The 17474-nt window shown below is 51.5% G+C and carries 18 protein-coding genes; 13 read left to right on the forward strand and 5 right to left on the reverse strand.

The features are described from left to right. The first annotated feature begins 65 nt into the window (after nt 1-65). The 12 genes from iscA to H8K38_RS04505 all read left to right on the forward strand — a co-directional run bounded on the left by iscA (nt 66) and on the right by H8K38_RS04505 (nt 11887). Nucleotides 66-389, forward strand: coding sequence for an iron-sulfur cluster assembly protein IscA (gene iscA, locus H8K38_RS04450; RefSeq protein WP_186883599.1), 324 nt, complete (start codon nt 66-68; stop codon nt 387-389). 8 nt (nt 390-397) lie between these two features. Then, nucleotides 398-901, forward strand: coding sequence for a Fe-S protein assembly co-chaperone HscB (gene hscB / locus H8K38_RS04455; RefSeq protein ID WP_186883600.1), 504 nt, complete (start codon nt 398-400; stop codon nt 899-901). A 63-nt stretch (nt 902-964) separates the two neighbouring features. After that, nucleotides 965-2830, forward strand: coding sequence for a Fe-S protein assembly chaperone HscA (gene hscA, locus H8K38_RS04460; RefSeq protein WP_186883601.1), 1866 nt, complete (start codon nt 965-967; stop codon nt 2828-2830). A gap of 48 nt (nt 2831-2878) precedes the next feature. Then, entirely contained in the window at nt 2879-3217 is a 339-nt protein-coding gene (gene fdx / locus H8K38_RS04465; RefSeq protein ID WP_186883602.1) for an ISC system 2Fe-2S type ferredoxin, read from the forward strand. 16 nt (nt 3218-3233) lie between these two features. After that, on the forward strand, nt 3234-3428 hold the full coding sequence (gene iscX, locus H8K38_RS04470) for a Fe-S cluster assembly protein IscX (protein WP_186883603.1): 195 nt from the start codon (nt 3234-3236) through the stop codon (nt 3426-3428). A gap of 238 nt (nt 3429-3666) precedes the next feature. Continuing rightward, entirely contained in the window at nt 3667-5280 is a 1614-nt protein-coding gene (locus H8K38_RS04475; protein ID WP_186883604.1) for a sensor histidine kinase, read from the forward strand. Between the two features lie 238 nt (nt 5281-5518). Further along, nucleotides 5519-6313: a thymidylate synthase gene (locus H8K38_RS04480; protein ID WP_186883605.1), complete on the forward strand. Its 795-nt coding sequence runs from the start codon at nt 5519-5521 to the stop codon at nt 6311-6313. A gap of 25 nt (nt 6314-6338) precedes the next feature. Then, complete coding sequence (locus tag H8K38_RS04485) at nt 6339-6821, forward strand: dihydrofolate reductase (protein WP_186883606.1); 483 nt, start codon at nt 6339-6341, stop codon at nt 6819-6821. 11 nt (nt 6822-6832) lie between these two features. Beyond that, entirely contained in the window at nt 6833-7402 is a 570-nt protein-coding gene (locus H8K38_RS04490) for a DUF4337 domain-containing protein (protein ID WP_186883607.1), read from the forward strand. A 15-nt stretch (nt 7403-7417) separates the two neighbouring features. Beyond that, nucleotides 7418-8206: a MipA/OmpV family protein gene (locus H8K38_RS04495; RefSeq protein ID WP_186883608.1), complete on the forward strand. Its 789-nt coding sequence runs from the start codon at nt 7418-7420 to the stop codon at nt 8204-8206. Between the two features lie 303 nt (nt 8207-8509). Beyond that, complete coding sequence (locus H8K38_RS04500) at nt 8510-10780, forward strand: arginine/lysine/ornithine decarboxylase (protein ID WP_186883609.1); 2271 nt, start codon at nt 8510-8512, stop codon at nt 10778-10780. A gap of 183 nt (nt 10781-10963) precedes the next feature. Then, a complete protein-coding gene (locus tag H8K38_RS04505; protein WP_186883610.1) occupies nt 10964-11887 on the forward strand; it encodes a flagellar brake protein in 924 nt (307 codons plus the stop codon). Nucleotides 11888-11975: 88 nt separating this feature from the next. Here the strand turns inward: H8K38_RS04505 and dcd are convergent, their stop codons facing one another. From dcd to H8K38_RS04530, 5 genes are all read right to left on the reverse strand, one after another. Beyond that, nucleotides 11976-12542 carry a dCTP deaminase gene (dcd, locus tag H8K38_RS04510; protein ID WP_186883611.1) on the reverse strand — a complete coding sequence of 189 codons (567 nt, stop codon included), beginning with the start codon at nt 12540-12542 and terminating at the stop codon, nt 11976-11978. A gap of 118 nt (nt 12543-12660) precedes the next feature. Then, nucleotides 12661-13680 (reverse strand): XdhC family protein, encoded by a 1020-nt coding sequence (locus H8K38_RS04515; protein WP_186883612.1) that lies wholly within the window; start codon nt 13678-13680, stop codon nt 12661-12663. A gap of 134 nt (nt 13681-13814) precedes the next feature. Next, on the reverse strand, nt 13815-14618 hold the full coding sequence (locus H8K38_RS04520) for a substrate-binding domain-containing protein (protein WP_186883613.1): 804 nt from the start codon (nt 14616-14618) through the stop codon (nt 13815-13817). A gap of 302 nt (nt 14619-14920) precedes the next feature. Continuing rightward, nucleotides 14921-15166, reverse strand: a complete 246-nt coding sequence (locus tag H8K38_RS04525) for a DUF1653 domain-containing protein (protein WP_370587055.1) — start codon at nt 15164-15166, stop codon at nt 14921-14923. Between the two features lie 61 nt (nt 15167-15227). Beyond that, complete coding sequence (locus H8K38_RS04530; protein WP_186883614.1) at nt 15228-15851, reverse strand: PolC-type DNA polymerase III; 624 nt, start codon at nt 15849-15851, stop codon at nt 15228-15230. A gap of 232 nt (nt 15852-16083) precedes the next feature. Between H8K38_RS04530 and H8K38_RS04535 the strand changes: the two genes are divergently transcribed. Further along, complete coding sequence (locus H8K38_RS04535; RefSeq protein ID WP_370587056.1) at nt 16084-17406, forward strand: MFS transporter; 1323 nt, start codon at nt 16084-16086, stop codon at nt 17404-17406. Nucleotides 17407-17474 lie beyond the last annotated feature (68 nt).

Raw genomic sequence — 17474 nt, forward strand, 5'->3', positions numbered from 1 at the left:
AACAACGCAGCATCAGGCTTGACTATAAATACGGCAGCGGTGCTGCCGTAGAGATTGGAAATACCATGGCAATCACACTGACAGAAAAAGCAGCAAAACACGTTTCCCGCTATATGGAGCGTCGCGGCAAAGGCATAGGCCTGCGCTTTGGCGTACGCACGACCGGTTGCTCAGGCATGGCGTATAAACTCGAATACGTTGATGAAGTCGGCAGTGATGATCAGGTGTTTGAATCGCACGGCGTCAAAGTGTTTGTCGACCCGAAAAGCCTGCCTTACATTGACGGCACTGAACTCGACTTCGCGCGCGAAGGCCTGAACGAAGGCTTTAAATTTTATAACCCGAATGTCAAGGATGAATGCGGTTGCGGTGAAAGCTTCCGGATTTAAGGTTTAGCATGCAAAATCATTTTGAGCTGTTTCAATTACCACAACAGTTCGCCGTAGATAGCGCACAACTCGACCGCGCTTATCGCGAAGTCCAGAACACCGTGCATCCAGACAAATTTGTGCAGGCCAGTGACGCAGAAAAGCGCGTTGCAATGCAATGGGCGACACACGCCAATGAAGCTTACCAGACGCTGAAAAAGCCGTTAAAACGCGCAACCTACCTCTGTCAATTACAGGGCGTTGATTTACAGACTGAATCCAATACGAGCATGCCCGCTGCATTTCTGATGCAACAAATGGAATGGCGCGAAACGTTCGAAGACGCGCGTCACACCAATAACATCAGCGCCCTGTTTGCACTCGAAAAAGAATTGCACGACGCACTGAAATCAGCGCTGCAACAAGTTGGCTCAGCGCTTGATGCGCAGGACTACAAGGCAGCGACGTTACATATCCGCACCTGCATGTTTTTGGAAAAATTCATCGCCGATATTGCAGCACTGGAAGAGTAAATCCGAATAACCCGCGCATTCTTTGCGCCCATCTGATGGCTTGCCATCCACGCATATAACACCATGGCTTTACTGCAGATTTCCGAACCCGGCATGTCCACTGCTCCACACCAGCACCGCCTGGCTGTCGGAATTGATCTTGGTACGACTAACTCTCTGGTCGCCACTGTACGCAACAGTATCCCCGAAGTATTAAACGATGAAGAGGGACGTCCTTTACTTCCTTCTGTCGTTCGCTATCTTCCGAATGGACATGCGCACATCGGCTTTAAAGCGCAGGCAGAACAAAGTAACGACCCCAAAAATACGATCGCGTCAGTCAAACGTTTTATGGGACGTGGCCTGAAAGATATTAGCCACGCCGAAAATCTTCCGTATGACTTTATCGATGCGCCAGGCATGGTGCAACTCAGAACTATCGCCGGCATCAAAAGTCCGGTCGAAGTTTCCGCCCAGATACTCGCAACACTGCGCCAGCAAGCCGAAGATGCACTCGGCGATGATTTGGTCGGTGCCGTGATTACTGTTCCTGCTTATTTTGATGATGCACAACGGCAGGCAACCAAAGATGCGGCCAAGCTGGCTGGCCTCAATGTATTGCGGTTGCTGAATGAGCCGACCGCCGCCGCGATTGCGTATGGTCTGGATAATGCATCGGAAGGCACATATGCGGTCTATGACCTCGGCGGCGGCACTTTCGATATTTCGATACTGAAAATGAGCAAGGGTGTATTTGAAGTTTTATCGACCGGTGGCGACTCTGCACTCGGCGGCGATGACTTTGACCATCGCCTGTTTTGCTGGATTTTGCAGGAATCCCAGCTGGCGCCATTATCCGACGAAGATACCAGCACACTGATGATCAAGGCACGTGAAGCCAAAGAGATTCTATCCAGCAAAACCAGCACTTATATCGATGCCAAGCTGAATTCAGGCGAAAGCGTACATCTGCAGATCAGCGCCGCGCAATTCTCGGAAATGACGCAAAATCTGGTTTTGAAAACCATCACACCGTGCCGCAAAGCGCTGCGCGATGCCGGTTTGTCGGCTGACGACATCGACGGCGTCGTGCTGGTCGGCGGTGCCACGCGCATGCCGCATGTGCGCAAAGCGGTCGGTGAATTTTTCCATACAACGCCGCTGGCCAATATCGATCCGGATAAAGTGGTCGCCCTCGGTGCCGCAATACAGGCCAATCTGCTGGCGGGTAATCGCGCTGCTGGCGATGACTGGTTGCTGCTGGACGTGATTCCACTCTCGCTGGGTGTAGAAACCATGGGTGGACTGGCGGAAAAAGTCATTCCGCGCAATTCGACGATTCCTTGCGCCCGCGCGCAAGAATTCACGACATTCAAAGATGGCCAGACGGCGATGGCAATTCATATCGTACAAGGCGAACGTGAACTGGTCAGCGACTGCCGCTCACTGGCGCGTTTCGAATTACGCGGTATTCCACCAATGGCTGCGGGTGCTGCGCGCATCCGGATTACGTATCAAGTTGATGCCGACGGCCTGTTATCGGTCTCAGCGCGTGAATTGCGCTCCGGCGTTGAAGCGACGATCACCGTCAAGCCTTCGTACGGCCTTGCCGACGACGACATCACACGCATGTTGCAAGATTCGTTCAGTTCCGCAGATCAGGACATGCAACAAAGGGCATTGCGTGAAGAACAGGTGGAAGCAGAAAGAATTTTGCTGGCAACCCAATCCGCGTTAGAGGCAGATCGCCATCTGATTTCAGACGCAGAATACAACGCAATCTCGCAGTTGATGCAACAAGTAAAAAACCTGGCACAGCAAGACGATCATCAGGCTTTACACAACGCGATTACTGCTCTGGCGCATGGCACCGAAGAATTCGCCGCCCGTCGCATGGATCAGAGCGTACGTTCAGCACTGGCTGGAAAAAAACTTGACGAGATCGCCTGATTTTCGCCGCATCGCCATCGGCTAACATTGACTAATACTGAGACTGACATGCCACAAATTATCGTTCTGCCCCACCCTCAACTCTGCCCGGAAGGCACCGTGATCGACGCGCCGGAAGGAAAATCACTGTGTGAGGCATTGGTTGAAAGCGATGTTGAAATCGAACATGCGTGTGAAATGTCATGCGCCTGCACCACCTGCCACGTGGTCATACGCGAAGGCTTCCAGTCATTGAATGCATCGTCTGACGATGAAGAAGACTTGCTCGACGCCGCCTGGGGACTCGAAGCAACTTCACGCCTGTCCTGCCAGGTCAAACTGGGGAAACAGGACATCACGATAGAGATTCCGAAATACACGATCAATCACGCTCGCGAAAATCATTAAACATCAGGTGAACGCCATGAAATGGTCTGAGACACACCGTATTGCTGAGGCTTTATACGATCAATTTCCGGATATTGATCCGCTAACCTTGCGCTTCACCGATTTGCACAACCTGATCGTCGATCTTGCGGAGTTTGACGATGACCACGCCCGTGGCGGCGAAAAAGTCCTCGAAGCTATCCAGGCTGCCTGGATAGAAGAAGCCAAATAAAAGCTGTTTGTTGCTATCACAACGCAATGCATGTGAATTGCCCAAACAATCACATGCATGTCTTGCTCAAAAACAAAAAACCTCTTAATATTTCCTGATTGTCTACCGATTTGCCGATGCAAAATCATGCGTCTCCGGTCACCCGGTTGACTCGTCTGACATTGTGCTCAGGATCAATTCGCAGCAAGCGCAACTGGCCCCGGCATTCCACACAACTGTGACGTTCAAGGACATAGTAATGCGGTTTCGAAACTTTCTTTCTTCCATCCGCAGCCGCATCACACTTCGCCTTGCCATTATCTTAGCGGTCGTTTTCGGTGTCGCAGTTCCTTCCGCCATTCTGGTTCCCTACCATCTGAGCACAATAGAAAGTGCAGCGCGGATTCGCAATAACGAAGATCACAATCGTCTGGTCGATATTTTGTCTGTGATTCTGAGCGAACCGTTATGGCAAATCACACCGGAAATCGCGAATATTTCGAGCGAAGTTGTTTATTCCGATCCGCGCGTTGCGAAGATCGAAGTCATCACCCTGCCAGACCGCAAAGAATTCATTAAAAATGACGTTCACATGCAAAACCAGGTGGGACCATTCACCAGCATGGTTCGTGAGATCAAGCACGGCGGCCAGGTCATCGGTGAAGTCAAACTGACACTTGCTGAAGATTTACTGCGCGAAAGCCTGCGCTCTGACTTCCGCCGTTATGTGACAACCGCCGTGCTCTCACTGTTTCTGGCAATCGTCTTTATTCTGATGGTATTGCAATGGCGTCTGGTGAAGCCAGTGCGCCTGCTGATGGACGAATCTGACCGCCTTGCCAATGGCGAACTCAACGCACCGATCACCCTCAATCGTGAAGACGAACTGGGCCACCTCGCCACCAGTCTGGAAGTAACCCGTCAGGCACTCAAGCGTTCATTTGGCGAACTCGAAATCAAAAACCAGCAATTACTGGAATACTCGGGCACGCTGGAATCCAAAGTACGGCAAAGAACGCAAGAGCTGGAATCGGTCAATCGCAACCTTGAAGCCGCGCTACACAATGTCAACACGGCGCAATCTGAGCTGGCCAGGGTAGAACGCATGGCGGCACTGGGCTCTATGGTCGCCGGGGTCGCGCATGAACTGAATACGCCGCTGGGTAACTGTTTGCTCGTTGCCAGCACACTGGAAGAAGAAACCCGTCAGTTGTTGAAAATGGTGGAAGACAACCAGATCAGGCGTTCCGACCTGACCCGTTACGCCACCACTGCGCTGGACTCGTCCAAACTGTTATTGCGCGGCTTGCAGCAATCTGCGCATCTGGTCGGTGATTTCAAACAAGTGGCGGTCGATCAGTCAAGTGCACAACGGCGCACGTTTGGCCTGAAGGTCACGCTGCAGGAATTATCCGCACTGCTGCATTCCAGTTTGCGCAAAACACCCTTCACGCTGGAACTCGATATTCCAGATGACATTCAGCTCAACAGCTATCCCGGCTTGCTGGGACAAGTGTTCACCAATCTCGTTAACAACTCTGTGATTCACGGGCTGGAAGGCCGCAACCACGGCGTTATGCACTGCACTGCAGTCAAGCAAGGCGAGTTCGTTCTCATCATCTTTACCGATGATGGCAAAGGCATACCGCCTGAAATTATCAACCGCATTTTCGAACCGTTTTTCACCACCAAGTTTGGTCAGGGCGGTAGTGGCCTGGGCCTGAGTATCACGTTTAACATTATCACCAATGTGCTTGGCGGCACGATCCATGTCACCAGCAAACCAGATCAGGGTTCCCGCTTCGAAATCAGATTACCCCTCGTCGCACCTGGCGACCCCGATTCCAACGATCCATTGCTGACAGAGCGTTAATCCGCCCAAAATATACTCCCCCCAGTATATAAAAAGCCCCAATATTGACGCTGAGATTTAGCGGTTTTTAGTGATTTACCGGGGGAGTATCTGAAATACCTGCATTTCCCGTAGTACAACAGATGTTTGATCGTGTGCAGCGCAACAAATACCGTTGTTCATAGAGCAGATACGAGCAGGCAAGTGTCTGGCTGATGTATACTGCTGCCTCATTTCATTCCGCTTTCACCTCATCTTTATGCGTCAATATCTGGAATTCATGCGTCACGTGCGCGATCACGGAACAAAAAAAACTGACCGTACCGGCACCGGCACGGTGTCCGTTTTCGGCTATCAGATGCGTTTTGACCTGAATGAGGGTTTCCCGCTGGTCACGACTAAAAAACTGCATCTGAAATCCATCGTGCATGAACTGATCTGGTTCCTGGCCGGGTCCACCAATATCAAGTATCTCAACGACAATGGCGTTTCTATATGGGACGACTGGGCCGATGAGAATGGCGATCTCGGGCCTGTCTATGGCTCGCAATGGCGCAACTGGCCCACGCCGGACGGCCAGCATATCGATCAAATCCAGCAGCTGATCGAGCAAATCAAAAGCAATCCTGACTCGCGTCGTTTAATCGTATCGGCATGGAATGTCGCCGATATTCCGCAGATGAAACTGCCTCCTTGCCATGCGCTGTTTCAGTTTTATGTCGCCGACGGCAAGCTGTCCTGCCAGTTGTATCAGCGCAGTGCCGATATTTTCCTCGGGGTGCCGTTTAATATCGCCTCGTATGCCCTGCTGACGCACATGATTGCGCAGCAAACGGGTCTTGGCGTTGGTGACTTTATCTGGACCGGCGGTGATTGCCACTTGTATTCGAATCACATGGAACAGGTTGACTTACAGCTGTCGCGCGCGCCATTACCGTTGCCGCAGCTGGTAATTCAGCGCCAGCCAGCATCGATTTTCGATTATAAGTTTGAGGATTTCGAATTCCGCAACTACGAATTCCATCCCCATATTAAAGCGCCGGTTGCGGTGTAACGAAAAAGAACAGAAAGTCATCAGCATGTCATCCATGACCATTATCGTTGCCACGGATAGCCAGTCAGGCATAGGGATCAACAACACCCTGCCCTGGCATTTGCCGGAAGATCTTGCGCATTTCAAACGGACAACCAGCGGTCATACCATCATTATGGGACGCAAGACTTTTGAGTCCATCGGGCGACCATTGCCGAACCGGCGTAATATCGTCATCAGCCGCAATCCGGCATGGCAGCAGGAAGGAGTGGAAACTTATCCTTCAATAACGGCAGCGCAAGCCGCATTGGATGGACAAGACGCCTTCATCATCGGCGGCGCGCAAATTTATCAGCAGGCATTGCCGCTCGCCGATAAGTTAATTGTCACCGAAATCGGCCAGGCATTCGCCTGCGACGCCTTCTTTCCGGCGATAGCGCCAGAGGCATGGAAAGAAACGCAACGCGAAGAGCATTTTTCAGAACAAAAACAATTACATTACGCATTCGTTACATACGAAAAAATTTAAAGGGAAACACAATGTCAGGACACGGCTTTCACGTACACGGCCCACATGACCATGAATTAGAGCATGCAGCGCATGGCAACGATGATTTTGCCAGCCGTATCGCCGTCATGACCGCGATTATGGCAACCGTCGGCGCCTTGTTTGGTTACGAAGGTGGCGCGACACAAAATGACGCAGCCATGTTTAAAAACGAAGCAGCGATCAAAAAAACCGAAGCAGCGAACCAATGGAATTTTTATCAGTCAAAATCGAGTAAGCAAAATCTGGCTGAACTCGCCATGGTATTGCCCGGTGCCGATGCCGAAAAATACAAAGCTAAGGTAGCCCGTTACGAAAGCGAGAAAGAAGCGATCAAGAAAGATGCTGAAAAACTCGAAGCGGAATCGAAAGAGTGGGAAGAAAAATCAGAAAACGCCTTGCATCAGCACCATCGCTGGGCGCAGGCAATGACGGCGGTGCAGATTGCAATTTCGCTTGCCGCCATCACATTACTGACTAAAAAGAAATGGTTGCAATATGCCTCTTATGGTGTGGCCGGTATTGGTGTAGCGCTTGCCGGGCTCGCCTGGTTTCATATTTAATATTGAGAGATCAGAATGAAAAAACTTTTTAGCCTTATTTTACTGGTCAGTGCCTGTTCAGCGCAGGCGCAGACAGCAGAATTCGTCAATCTGGTGCCGGAAGCTTATTTACCTAAAGACGTTAACTTCTCGCTTGGTGGCGCAGTATTGTTCATCCCTAAATACAAAGGTTCCGATGAACACCGCGTTGCTGCTTATCCCCTGTTCGATGCGCAATGGAAAAATGGCGCGTTTTTCAGCGCATTCAACGGCCTGGGCTATAACTTCTCGAAAAACGCCAATTTGCAATACGGCCTGCGCATGTCGCTGGAAGCCGCGCGTGACGAATCCCGTTCTGGCAAATTGCGTGGACTCGGCGATGTCAGCACTGCGCTGGAGCCTGGTGCGTTCCTGAACTACTCGTTCAATCCGAATTATTCACTGGTGTCGTCGTTACGCTATGGTTCCGGCGTCGATCATAATGGTTTGCAAGTCAGCCTCGGTGCGCGCGCAACAACCGCGTTAAACAAAGATCACCGGATCTCAGCCAGCATCGGTGCGAACTGGGCTAATAGTCATTATGCGCAATCCTATTTCGGCGTGAATGCCCGTCAGTCGGCTGCCAGTGGTTACGCGCAGTTCACACCTTCTGCCGGCATTACCGATGTCCGCATCGGCGCCAGCTGGCACTGGACTATCGATACTAACTGGTCGCTGACGACCGGCGCCTCCATCAGCCGCTTGTCTGGTGATGCGGCGAAAAGCCCGTTCGTCTTTGACAAAACACCGGTCTCCGTCTTCTCTGCGGCAAGTTATCGCTTCTGAGTTGTACGCATACTGACAGCCAAAGTGAGTATCGCCAGCGGTACTCACTTTTTTCTTTTGAAGAGATGATTTTAATCAGAAGAACACGGCTCAATTAGCTTTTTTAACATCAAAAAATAGCGATATTCCGCAGTCGATGACAATCCCGTGAAATTACACTCCGATTGCTTAAAATCACTGTTTTTTTTCACATGACAGACCACATATCTGAGAGAATTCGCTTCTTTGAATTTTTCGGCGCGCAAGCGGTTGATTTAACTTGCCCAGGCGTCTCCCCCGTACCAGGCTTTTTTGGAGACCTCAATGAAATTCCGCTTCCCCATCGTCATCATTGACGAAGACTTCCGTTCTGAAAACACCTCAGGTCTCGGCATCCGCGCACTCGCCGATGCGATCGAAACTGAGGGCATGGAAGTGCTGGGTGTGACCAGCTATGGCGATTTGTCCCAGTTTGCGCAACAGCAATCGCGCGCCTCTGCCTTCATTCTCTCGATTGATGATGAAGAGTTTGGCGGCGGCACCGACGAAGAAACCGATTACGCGCTGAAATCGCTGCGCGCCTTCGTCGAAGAAATCCGCTATAAAAACGCAGATATCCCAATTTATCTGTACGGCGAAACACGCACGTCCCGCCACATTCCGAATGATATCCTGCGCGAATTGCATGGCTTCATTCACATGTTTGAAGACACGCCGGAATTCGTCGCACGCCACATCATCCGTGAAGCGAAATCCTATCTGGATGGTTTATCACCACCGTTCTTCCGCGCGCTGGTGCATTACGCGAATGACGGTTCATATTCGTGGCATTGTCCGGGACACTCAGGTGGCGTCGCCTTCCTGAAGTCACCGATAGGTCAGATGTTCCATCAGTTTTTTGGTGAGAACATGCTGCGCGCTGACGTCTGTAACGCGGTGGAAGAACTCGGTCAATTGCTCGATCATACCGGCCCGGTTGCTGCTTCGGAAAGGAATGCCGCACGCATTTTCAATGCTGATCACTGCTACTTCGTCACCAACGGTACGTCCACCTCGAACAAGATGGTATGGCATTCCACTGTCGCGCCCGGCGACATCGTGGTCGTTGATCGCAACTGCCATAAATCGATTTTGCATTCGATTATTATGTGCGGCGCGATTCCGGTTTTCCTGATGCCAACCCGCAATCACCTCGGTATTATCGGCCCGATTCCGCTGGAAGAATTCAGCATGGAAAGCATACGCCGCAAGATCGAGGCGAATCCGTTTGCACGCGAAGCTAAAAATAAGAAGCCACGCATTCTGACCATCACACAATCGACCTACGATGGTGTGCTGTACAACGTCGAAGTGCTGAAAGACTTGCTGGATGGTGAAATCGACACTTTGCATTTCGACGAAGCCTGGTTGCCACATGCGACCTTCCATGAGTTCTACAAAGACATGCATGCGATAGGCAAGGATAGACCGCGCGCCAAGCAATCCATGATTTTCTCAACGCAATCGACACATAAATTGCTGGCAGGGATTTCTCAGGCGTCGCAAATTTTGGTGCGCGAATCGCAGACCGTTAAACTGGATCGCGACAGCTTCAATGAAGCTTATCTGATGCATACATCAACATCACCGCAATATTCCATCATTGCCTCATGCGACGTCGCTGCAGCCATGATGGAAGCACCGGGCGGCACTGCGCTGGTAGAAGAGTCGATTCTGGAAGCACTGGATTTCCGCCGTGCGATGCGTAAAGTCGATCAGGAATGGGGTAAAGACTGGTGGTTCCAGGTCTGGGGACCAGAAGAATTTTCTGATGACGGCATCGGTTCACGCGAAGACTGGGTGATCCGCGCGGAAGACAACTGGCATGGTTTTGGCAACCTCGCGTCGGGCTTTAACATGCTCGATCCGATCAAGGCAACCATCGTCACACCGGGCTTGTCGCTAGAAGGTAAATTTGGCGAAACCGGTATCCCGGCATCGATAGTCACCAAGTATCTGGCGGAACATGGCGTTATTGTTGAAAAATGCGGCCTGTATTCCTTCTTCATCATGTTTACCATCGGCATTACCAAAGGTCGCTGGAACACATTGCTGACAGCATTGCAGCAGTTCAAAGATGACTACGACAAAAACCAGCCTATCTGGCGTATTTTGCCTGAGTTTGCGGCAGCAAACCCACGCTATGAAGGCGCCGGACTGAAAGACCTCTGCCAGGGCATTCATGAAGCCTACAAAGGCCATGATGTCGCTCGCCTGACAACAGAAATGTATCTGTCTGATATGCAACCGGCGATGAAACCATCCGATGCATTTGCCATGATGGCGCACCGCGAGATTGAGCGTGTTTCTATTGATGAACTGGAAGGACGTGTCACCGCGATTCTGCTGACACCATATCCACCGGGTATTCCGCTGCTGATTCCGGGCGAGCGTTTCAACCGCACTATCGTTGATTATCTGCGTTTCGTCCGCGACTTCAATGATCGCTTCCCCGGCTTTGAAACTGACTGTCACGGATTAGTCAAAGCAGAGCTGAATGGCAAATTGGGTTACTTTGTTGACTGTGTGAAACTCGGCGCAGAAAACGGCAAATAAACCTCACGCAAACCCCGATAAAACATCAAAAGCACCTGAAAATCTTTCAATTTTCAGGTGCTTGTTTTATTGTTACATGCAATCATGTAACACCGGAATAATCGGGCGGCCCGGCAGTAAAAGTAATGCCTGCTGCCGATCACAGAATAACAATGCGCTGCGACCAATTGATGGAAATGACAGATGGGTGAAGTACAAGGATTAATGTCTCTGAAACATGCCGATGTTGCCGTCGGCCAGACGATACACTGGCCCATTTACAATCAGGCTGGTCAGATATTATTTAAATCAGGCGTTCACATTGCGGATCAACAGCAACTGAATCATCTGTTAGAAGTCGGTTACTGCGATGCGAATAATTTGTGGGATAGTATCCCTTCAAAACTGCCAAGCCTCGAACAACTCGGTGCAAAGACCGCGCCCGACACGACATCAAAACCAGCAGAAGAACTGAATAAAGAAACCATTGTCGAGCTCGACAGTGTGCGCTGGACCGTCGGCGAAATATTTCATCTGCAAACGCATGATCAGGCCGCAACTCGCTACACGGTCAGACTGATAGGCTACGTAAAAAATAAATCATTACTCGTCACCGCGCCGACTATCGATGGGCGATCTGCATCTATCCGTGAAGGACAGGCATTTATCATCCGTGCTTTTCCCGGTAAAAAAGCCTACGCATTTACCGCGAATCTGCTCAAATACGTGTACATGCCCTTTTCTTATCTGCACCTCAGCTATCCGAGACAGGTGCGCTCCACCACCATCCGCCAGGGTGCGCGTGCAACCGTCAGAATCATCGCATCTGTCACGATCGGTAATCCGGAACAAACTGCTGCCGCCACGCTGGGAGACCTCAGCATGGGCGGCACTTCCGGTGTAGTGAAAAAATCCATAGGAAAAAAAGGCGATGTCGGTGTCATCAAATTCAAAGTCAACGCTGCTGGCAACGATGAGTATCTGGTGCTGGACGTGATTCTGCGTTCGGTGGCCATCACCGAAACCGGCGAAGAATTCCGTCTCGGTTTCGAGTTTATTAATCTGACACCGCAGTCCAGATTAATTTTGTCTGCGTTTGTGCATCAGACACTGGCAGAGATGGATTAAACTCAGAAAAACTCGACACAAAATAAAAACGGACGGGATTAAACCCGTCCGTTTTTGTTTGCCGAAACGCCAGACAATGGCGATTAAATCAGGTTTTTGGCAAAGTCACGCCATGCTGCCCCTGATATTTTCCGCCACGATCTTTGTAAGACGTTTCGCATACTTCATCGCTTTCGAAAAACAAGACCTGGGCACAACCTTCTCCTGCATAAATCTTGGCTGGCAGCGGCGTGGTATTCGAGAATTCCAGCGTCACGTAGCCTTCCCATTCAGGCTCAAACGGCGTCACATTAACGATAATGCCGCAGCGCGCGTAGGTTGATTTGCCGAGGCAGATCGTCAGCACATTGCGCGGAATACGGAAATACTCCATGGTTCGTGCCAGCGCAAAAGAATTTGGCGGGATAATGCAAACATCACCTTTAAAATCGACGAACGATTTTTCATCGAAATTTTTTGGGTCAACGATGGTGCTATTGATATTGGTGAAGATTTTGAATTCGTCGGCGCAACGGATATCGTAGCCATAAGATGACGTGCCGTAGCTGACGATGCGCTGACCGTCACGCTCGCGCACCTGACCAGCCTCAAACGGCTCGATCATGTTCGTCGATTCCGCCATCCGGCGTATCCATTTATCTGATTTGATACTCATGCAAAATCTCCTGCCCGATTGATATTGGGTGGAATTTTACGCGAAATCGCCCCGTGAATTAAGCTTATTACGCAGCTTATTACATCTGCAGCCCTGCAGAAAACGCATGTCGTGATGATCAGACGCCGCAAACCGCGTCGGACGCCGCCTGCGCCGCCAGCGTTTTTGCCTCTTCAACGCGCATGCCAGCGGGGAGTTGCACTTTATTTTTCACAGCGGTCATTTCCGCCAGAATGGAAATCGCAATCTCAGCCGGAGTCTTGCTACCGATATACAAACCGACCGGGCCATGCAATTTTGCGAGTTGCGCTTCGCTGACATCAAACTGTTGCAAACGTTCGCGCCGCTTTGCATTGTTCAGACGGGAGCCGATTGCACCGACATAAAACGCCTCGGTCTTTAATGCTTCCATCAGCGCCAGATCATCGAGTTTAGGATCATGCGTCAAGGCCACCACAGCGCTACGGCTGTCGAGTTGCATCTCCAGCACAAGATCATCCGGCATCGCATGGACGACCTGCACACCATCCACCTGCCAGCCGACACGATATTCTTCGCGAGGATCGCACACGGTCACCTGATAATCCATACCGACTGCGATGCTCGCCAGAAAACGTGATAACTGACCAGCACCGATAATCAGCAAGCGCCAGCGCGGGCCATGCACCGTGATCAGGCGTTCAGATGTCAGCAGTAATTGCGCATGCGCATCGGCTTTACTCAGTGTTACAGCACCCGACACGAGATCTAATTCACGCGTTGTCAGTTCATGGTCAGCGAGTCTGTCGAGCAATTCGCCTATCTTGCTGCTGTCAGTCAACGGCTCTATCGCCAGTTGTATCGTGCCGCCGCACGGCAAGCCAAAACGATGCGCCTCATCGGCGGAAATGCCGTAAGTGACGATTTCAGGCGCATTACGGGTGATGCCATGCTGCTGAACACGGGCAATCAGATCATCCTCTATGCATCCACCGGAAACCGAGCCGATGACGCGCCCATCTTCGCAAATACCCAGCATAGCCCCCTCAGGACGGGGGCTGGAGCCCCAGGTCTTGATGACCGTCACCAACTCGCAACGACGCCCGCTTTTGACCCAGGCATCACAGGATTTGAGCACTTCGAGATCGACACTATCCATATTGATTATTCATGATGGTAAGACATCGGTCCGGCACCTTCATGCAGAACCAGAGAAGTCTGCAACGGTGATCGTGTGACGATGACCGTTGCCATTGAAACTGAAGAAGCTAAAAAAAACTAAAGAAACTCAGCTTATTTTTTATACGAAGGGAAAAACAATTGCTGGCCATCGACTTTATAGTCGGCAATTTTCTTCTGGCCTTCTGCTGATGTCATCCATTCGATCAGGCTGTTCGCGCCGCGAATATTGATGTCTTTGTACTTCGCAGGATTGACTGCAATGATGCCGTAGGGATTAAACATCTTCGCATCGCCCTCGACCTGCACATCCAATCCCGTCTTCGCTTTATACGCACCGTAAGTCGCGCGATCCGTCAGCGTATAGGCCTGCATCTGCGCTGCCATTGTCAGCACTTCGCCCATCCCCAGACCGGCAGATACATAGGCGCTGCCAGCAGGTTTCACGCCCGCTTCTTTCCAGTACGCCTGCTCCATCTGATCTGTGCCGGAATTATCGCCGCGAGAAATAAATTTCGCTTTGCTGGCCACCAGTTTGCGCAAAGCGTTGATCACATCTTTACTACCTTTCAGACCAGCAGGATCTGCCACCGGGCCGACGATAATGAAGTCGTTATACATCACGTCGCGGCGATTAATGCCATGACCTTCGGCGATGAATTTATCTTCCGCTGCGCGCGCATGCACTAAGGTCACATCCACGTCGCCATTTTTCGCCAGCTCCAGCGCCTTGCCTGTGCCGACGGAAATCACATGCACCTTCATGTGCATTTTCGCTTCAAAATCCGGCAAAATGGCTTTCAGCAAGCCGGAGTTTTCGGTACTGGTCGTGGTGGACAAGCGCAACACTTCCTGCGCGCTGATCTGCGCCTGAGCACCGAGCAAAGTCAGTGAAATAGCGAGGATAAGACGTTTCATGATTTCTCCTGTAAATGAGTGCGGGTATTTTCTCACGAAACCCAGTTTCCCTCGCGGGAGCGGTATCGTGCGAAAACACATTAACAATGGGCTGATTTCGTCGGTTAAATTTTCTGTTACAACGATTTTAGGGGGAGTATCTGCCTATTTTGCCTTTATGTCCGCATAAACAAAGGGGCTTTCAATATACTGGGGGGAGTATATTTTGGCACTGTTCGGCACCATCCGGCATCATTCTGTACTATGCGGCGCGATCAGGCAGTGAGCAGAGCAAGATCCGGGAAGCTGACAGCAGCCTGCGGTTACAAGCCGGTCCGCACCTCATCGTCACTGATCGCGGCGAAACGCGGCACGAGTACACCATCCACTTCCACCATTTCAAAAAATACCGCCTTCGGACGCGTCCAGATACTGCCATTGTGTGAACGGTAAACGATCACGGGACTTAGATCCGATTCTTGTATTGCTTCGCAAACCAATTCGTACACACCACCTTTGTAGTGCCGGTATTTTTGTGGCTGGATCATCGTCAGAGCTCTTTCATCCATTCAACATCAGGCCGCGATTATGCCTCGTCCGCCGCAACTCTGCCGACCACCAGCGGCACACTCACACCGCAGCAAACTGCTTTTTCAAAAATGCCGGCACCTTGGCAGCACTGAGCTGATTCACCGCGATCAGCAATTGCGGATCAATCGCCGCAACGGCATAACGGCGGCGCAATTCATCTGCAACATGCAGCATCAGCGCGGCGGTGACTTCGGCATCGGCCTCGGCTCTGTGTGCCGCGCCTTGAAAACGGATGCCGAGTGCAGCAGCCAGTCGCCCCAGCGAATAACTCGCCATACCGGGAAAAATCCGGCGCGCCAGCTTGACCGAGCAGACCAGCCCATCATGCTCAGGCCATAAGCCCTGGCGGTCACTTTCTGCCTTCAGGAATTTTTCATCGAAACTGGCGTTATGAGCAACCAGCGTATCGTTGCCGATAAAATCCACCAACGCCGGCATCACCTCACTGACCGCCGGAGCGCGATCCACCATCGTTTGCGTAATCCCGGTCAACTCGGTAATGAAATACGGAATCCGTACACCACAATTAATCAGGGACACATAACGGTCAACGACTTCGCCCCCCACCACACGCAAGGCCGCGACTTCAGTCACCCGACCGCCCTGCTCCGGACTCATGCCCGAGGTTTCAAAGTCGATCACGACTATCGCTTGTGCAAACATATTTTTTATTCACCGGAACTAAAATTGTGTAAGAGTATCTACCAATATCATTATTGTGTGCCCTGATGCATCCACGCACACCGGGCAGCAGCGCCAGAAGAAATAGAACTTAAAAAGCTTCCCATCCATGCACAGCTGCCCGACATTGTAATCGCTGATGCAGCGCGGTTCTGCATACAATAATAATGAACAATAATGATCTCATTCATCACGACAGCGCCGCAGCTATCGTGTGAACAAAAAACAAAACCAGACGCCATTCATGCGCAAGAATTTTTTACAACGGCGATTTTCGCTGCCTGCCAATGATCTTTTACGGGACCTGATCTACCGTCGTTTATGGACGTCGATACTGATCAGCTCGTTTGGTGCGCAGATCACGATGCTGGCGTTGCCATTGACCGCCGCCGTCATGCTCAATGCCAGCGCCAGCCAGATGGGCATACTGACGATGATGGAAACGCTGCCGTTTGTATTGCTGTCGCTGCCGACCGGGGTCTGGCTGGATCGCATGCGCAAGCTGCCGGTGTATATTGCGGGCGAAACCATCATAGGCTTGGCCGTCATCAGTGTACCGGTGGCCTGGTGGCTGGACATGGTGAACATGCGCTGGCTGTATGTCGTCGGCTTCATCATCGGTATGGTCAATACCATGGCAGGAACCGCTGCACAAATCGTTCTGACGCAAATCGTACCGCGGGAACGTCTGGTCGAAGCCCATGCAAAAAATGCGCTGGCAACCTCCGGCGCTGAAGTTGCCGGACCGGCAACCGCAGGTGCCTTGATCAAATTACTCGGCGCACCGCTTGCACTGATCGCCGACGCCGCTTTACTGATCAGCTCGGCGATGATACTGCGTGGAATCAAGGTCACCGAGAACCGCCCGGTTGCCAAGGATGCGGCGTTCTGGCGCGACTTGAAAGCCGGGGTCCATTTTGTCGCGAAAAAACCCCTGTTACTGGCACTGGCAGCAACTGTCGGCGGCTGGCAGCTTTGCTACAACGCTGCCTTAGTCGTGCAGATTTTGTATGCGACCCGCATCCTCGGTTTATCAGAGCAAACCGTCGGTCTGAGTTACATGGGTATGGGCTTGGGCACCATCCTTGCAAGTGTTTATGGTTATCGCATCAGCCGCGCGATCGGCCCCGGGCCTTGTATGGTGCTGGGTATCACGATCTGCGGCGCGGGTTGGAGTTTGCTGGCTATCGCGCCAGTCAATCATTGGGGCATTGCGGCATTCGCTTTAATGCTGATGTGTTTTTCTGTCGGTGCGGTACTGATATTTATCAATTTCCTCGCTTTACGTCAGGCCGTCACCCCTGAGCCTATGCTGGGACGCATGACCAGCACCATGCGCTGGCTGATCCTGTTACCCGCGGGCCCCGGTGCTCTGATCGGCGGCTGGATGGGCGAACACGCGGGTCTGCATTATTCACTGGCGTTCGCAGGCATTACAGCACTGCTGCTGGCAACATTCGCGTGGCGTAATCCTATTATTCGTGGCATCAGTGTTTTACCAACGCTAAGCCCGCAGGAAGAAAGGCAGTCGTTGTGACCGGTTGCGTAAAGGATTCAGCATCATTGCGCTGAATACTGGCCAATACGCATGCTCATTCCGCGCAG

Source organism: Undibacterium sp. FT79W, assembly GCF_014284215.1.
Lineage (GTDB): Bacteria > Pseudomonadota > Gammaproteobacteria > Burkholderiales > Burkholderiaceae_D > Undibacterium > Undibacterium aquatile.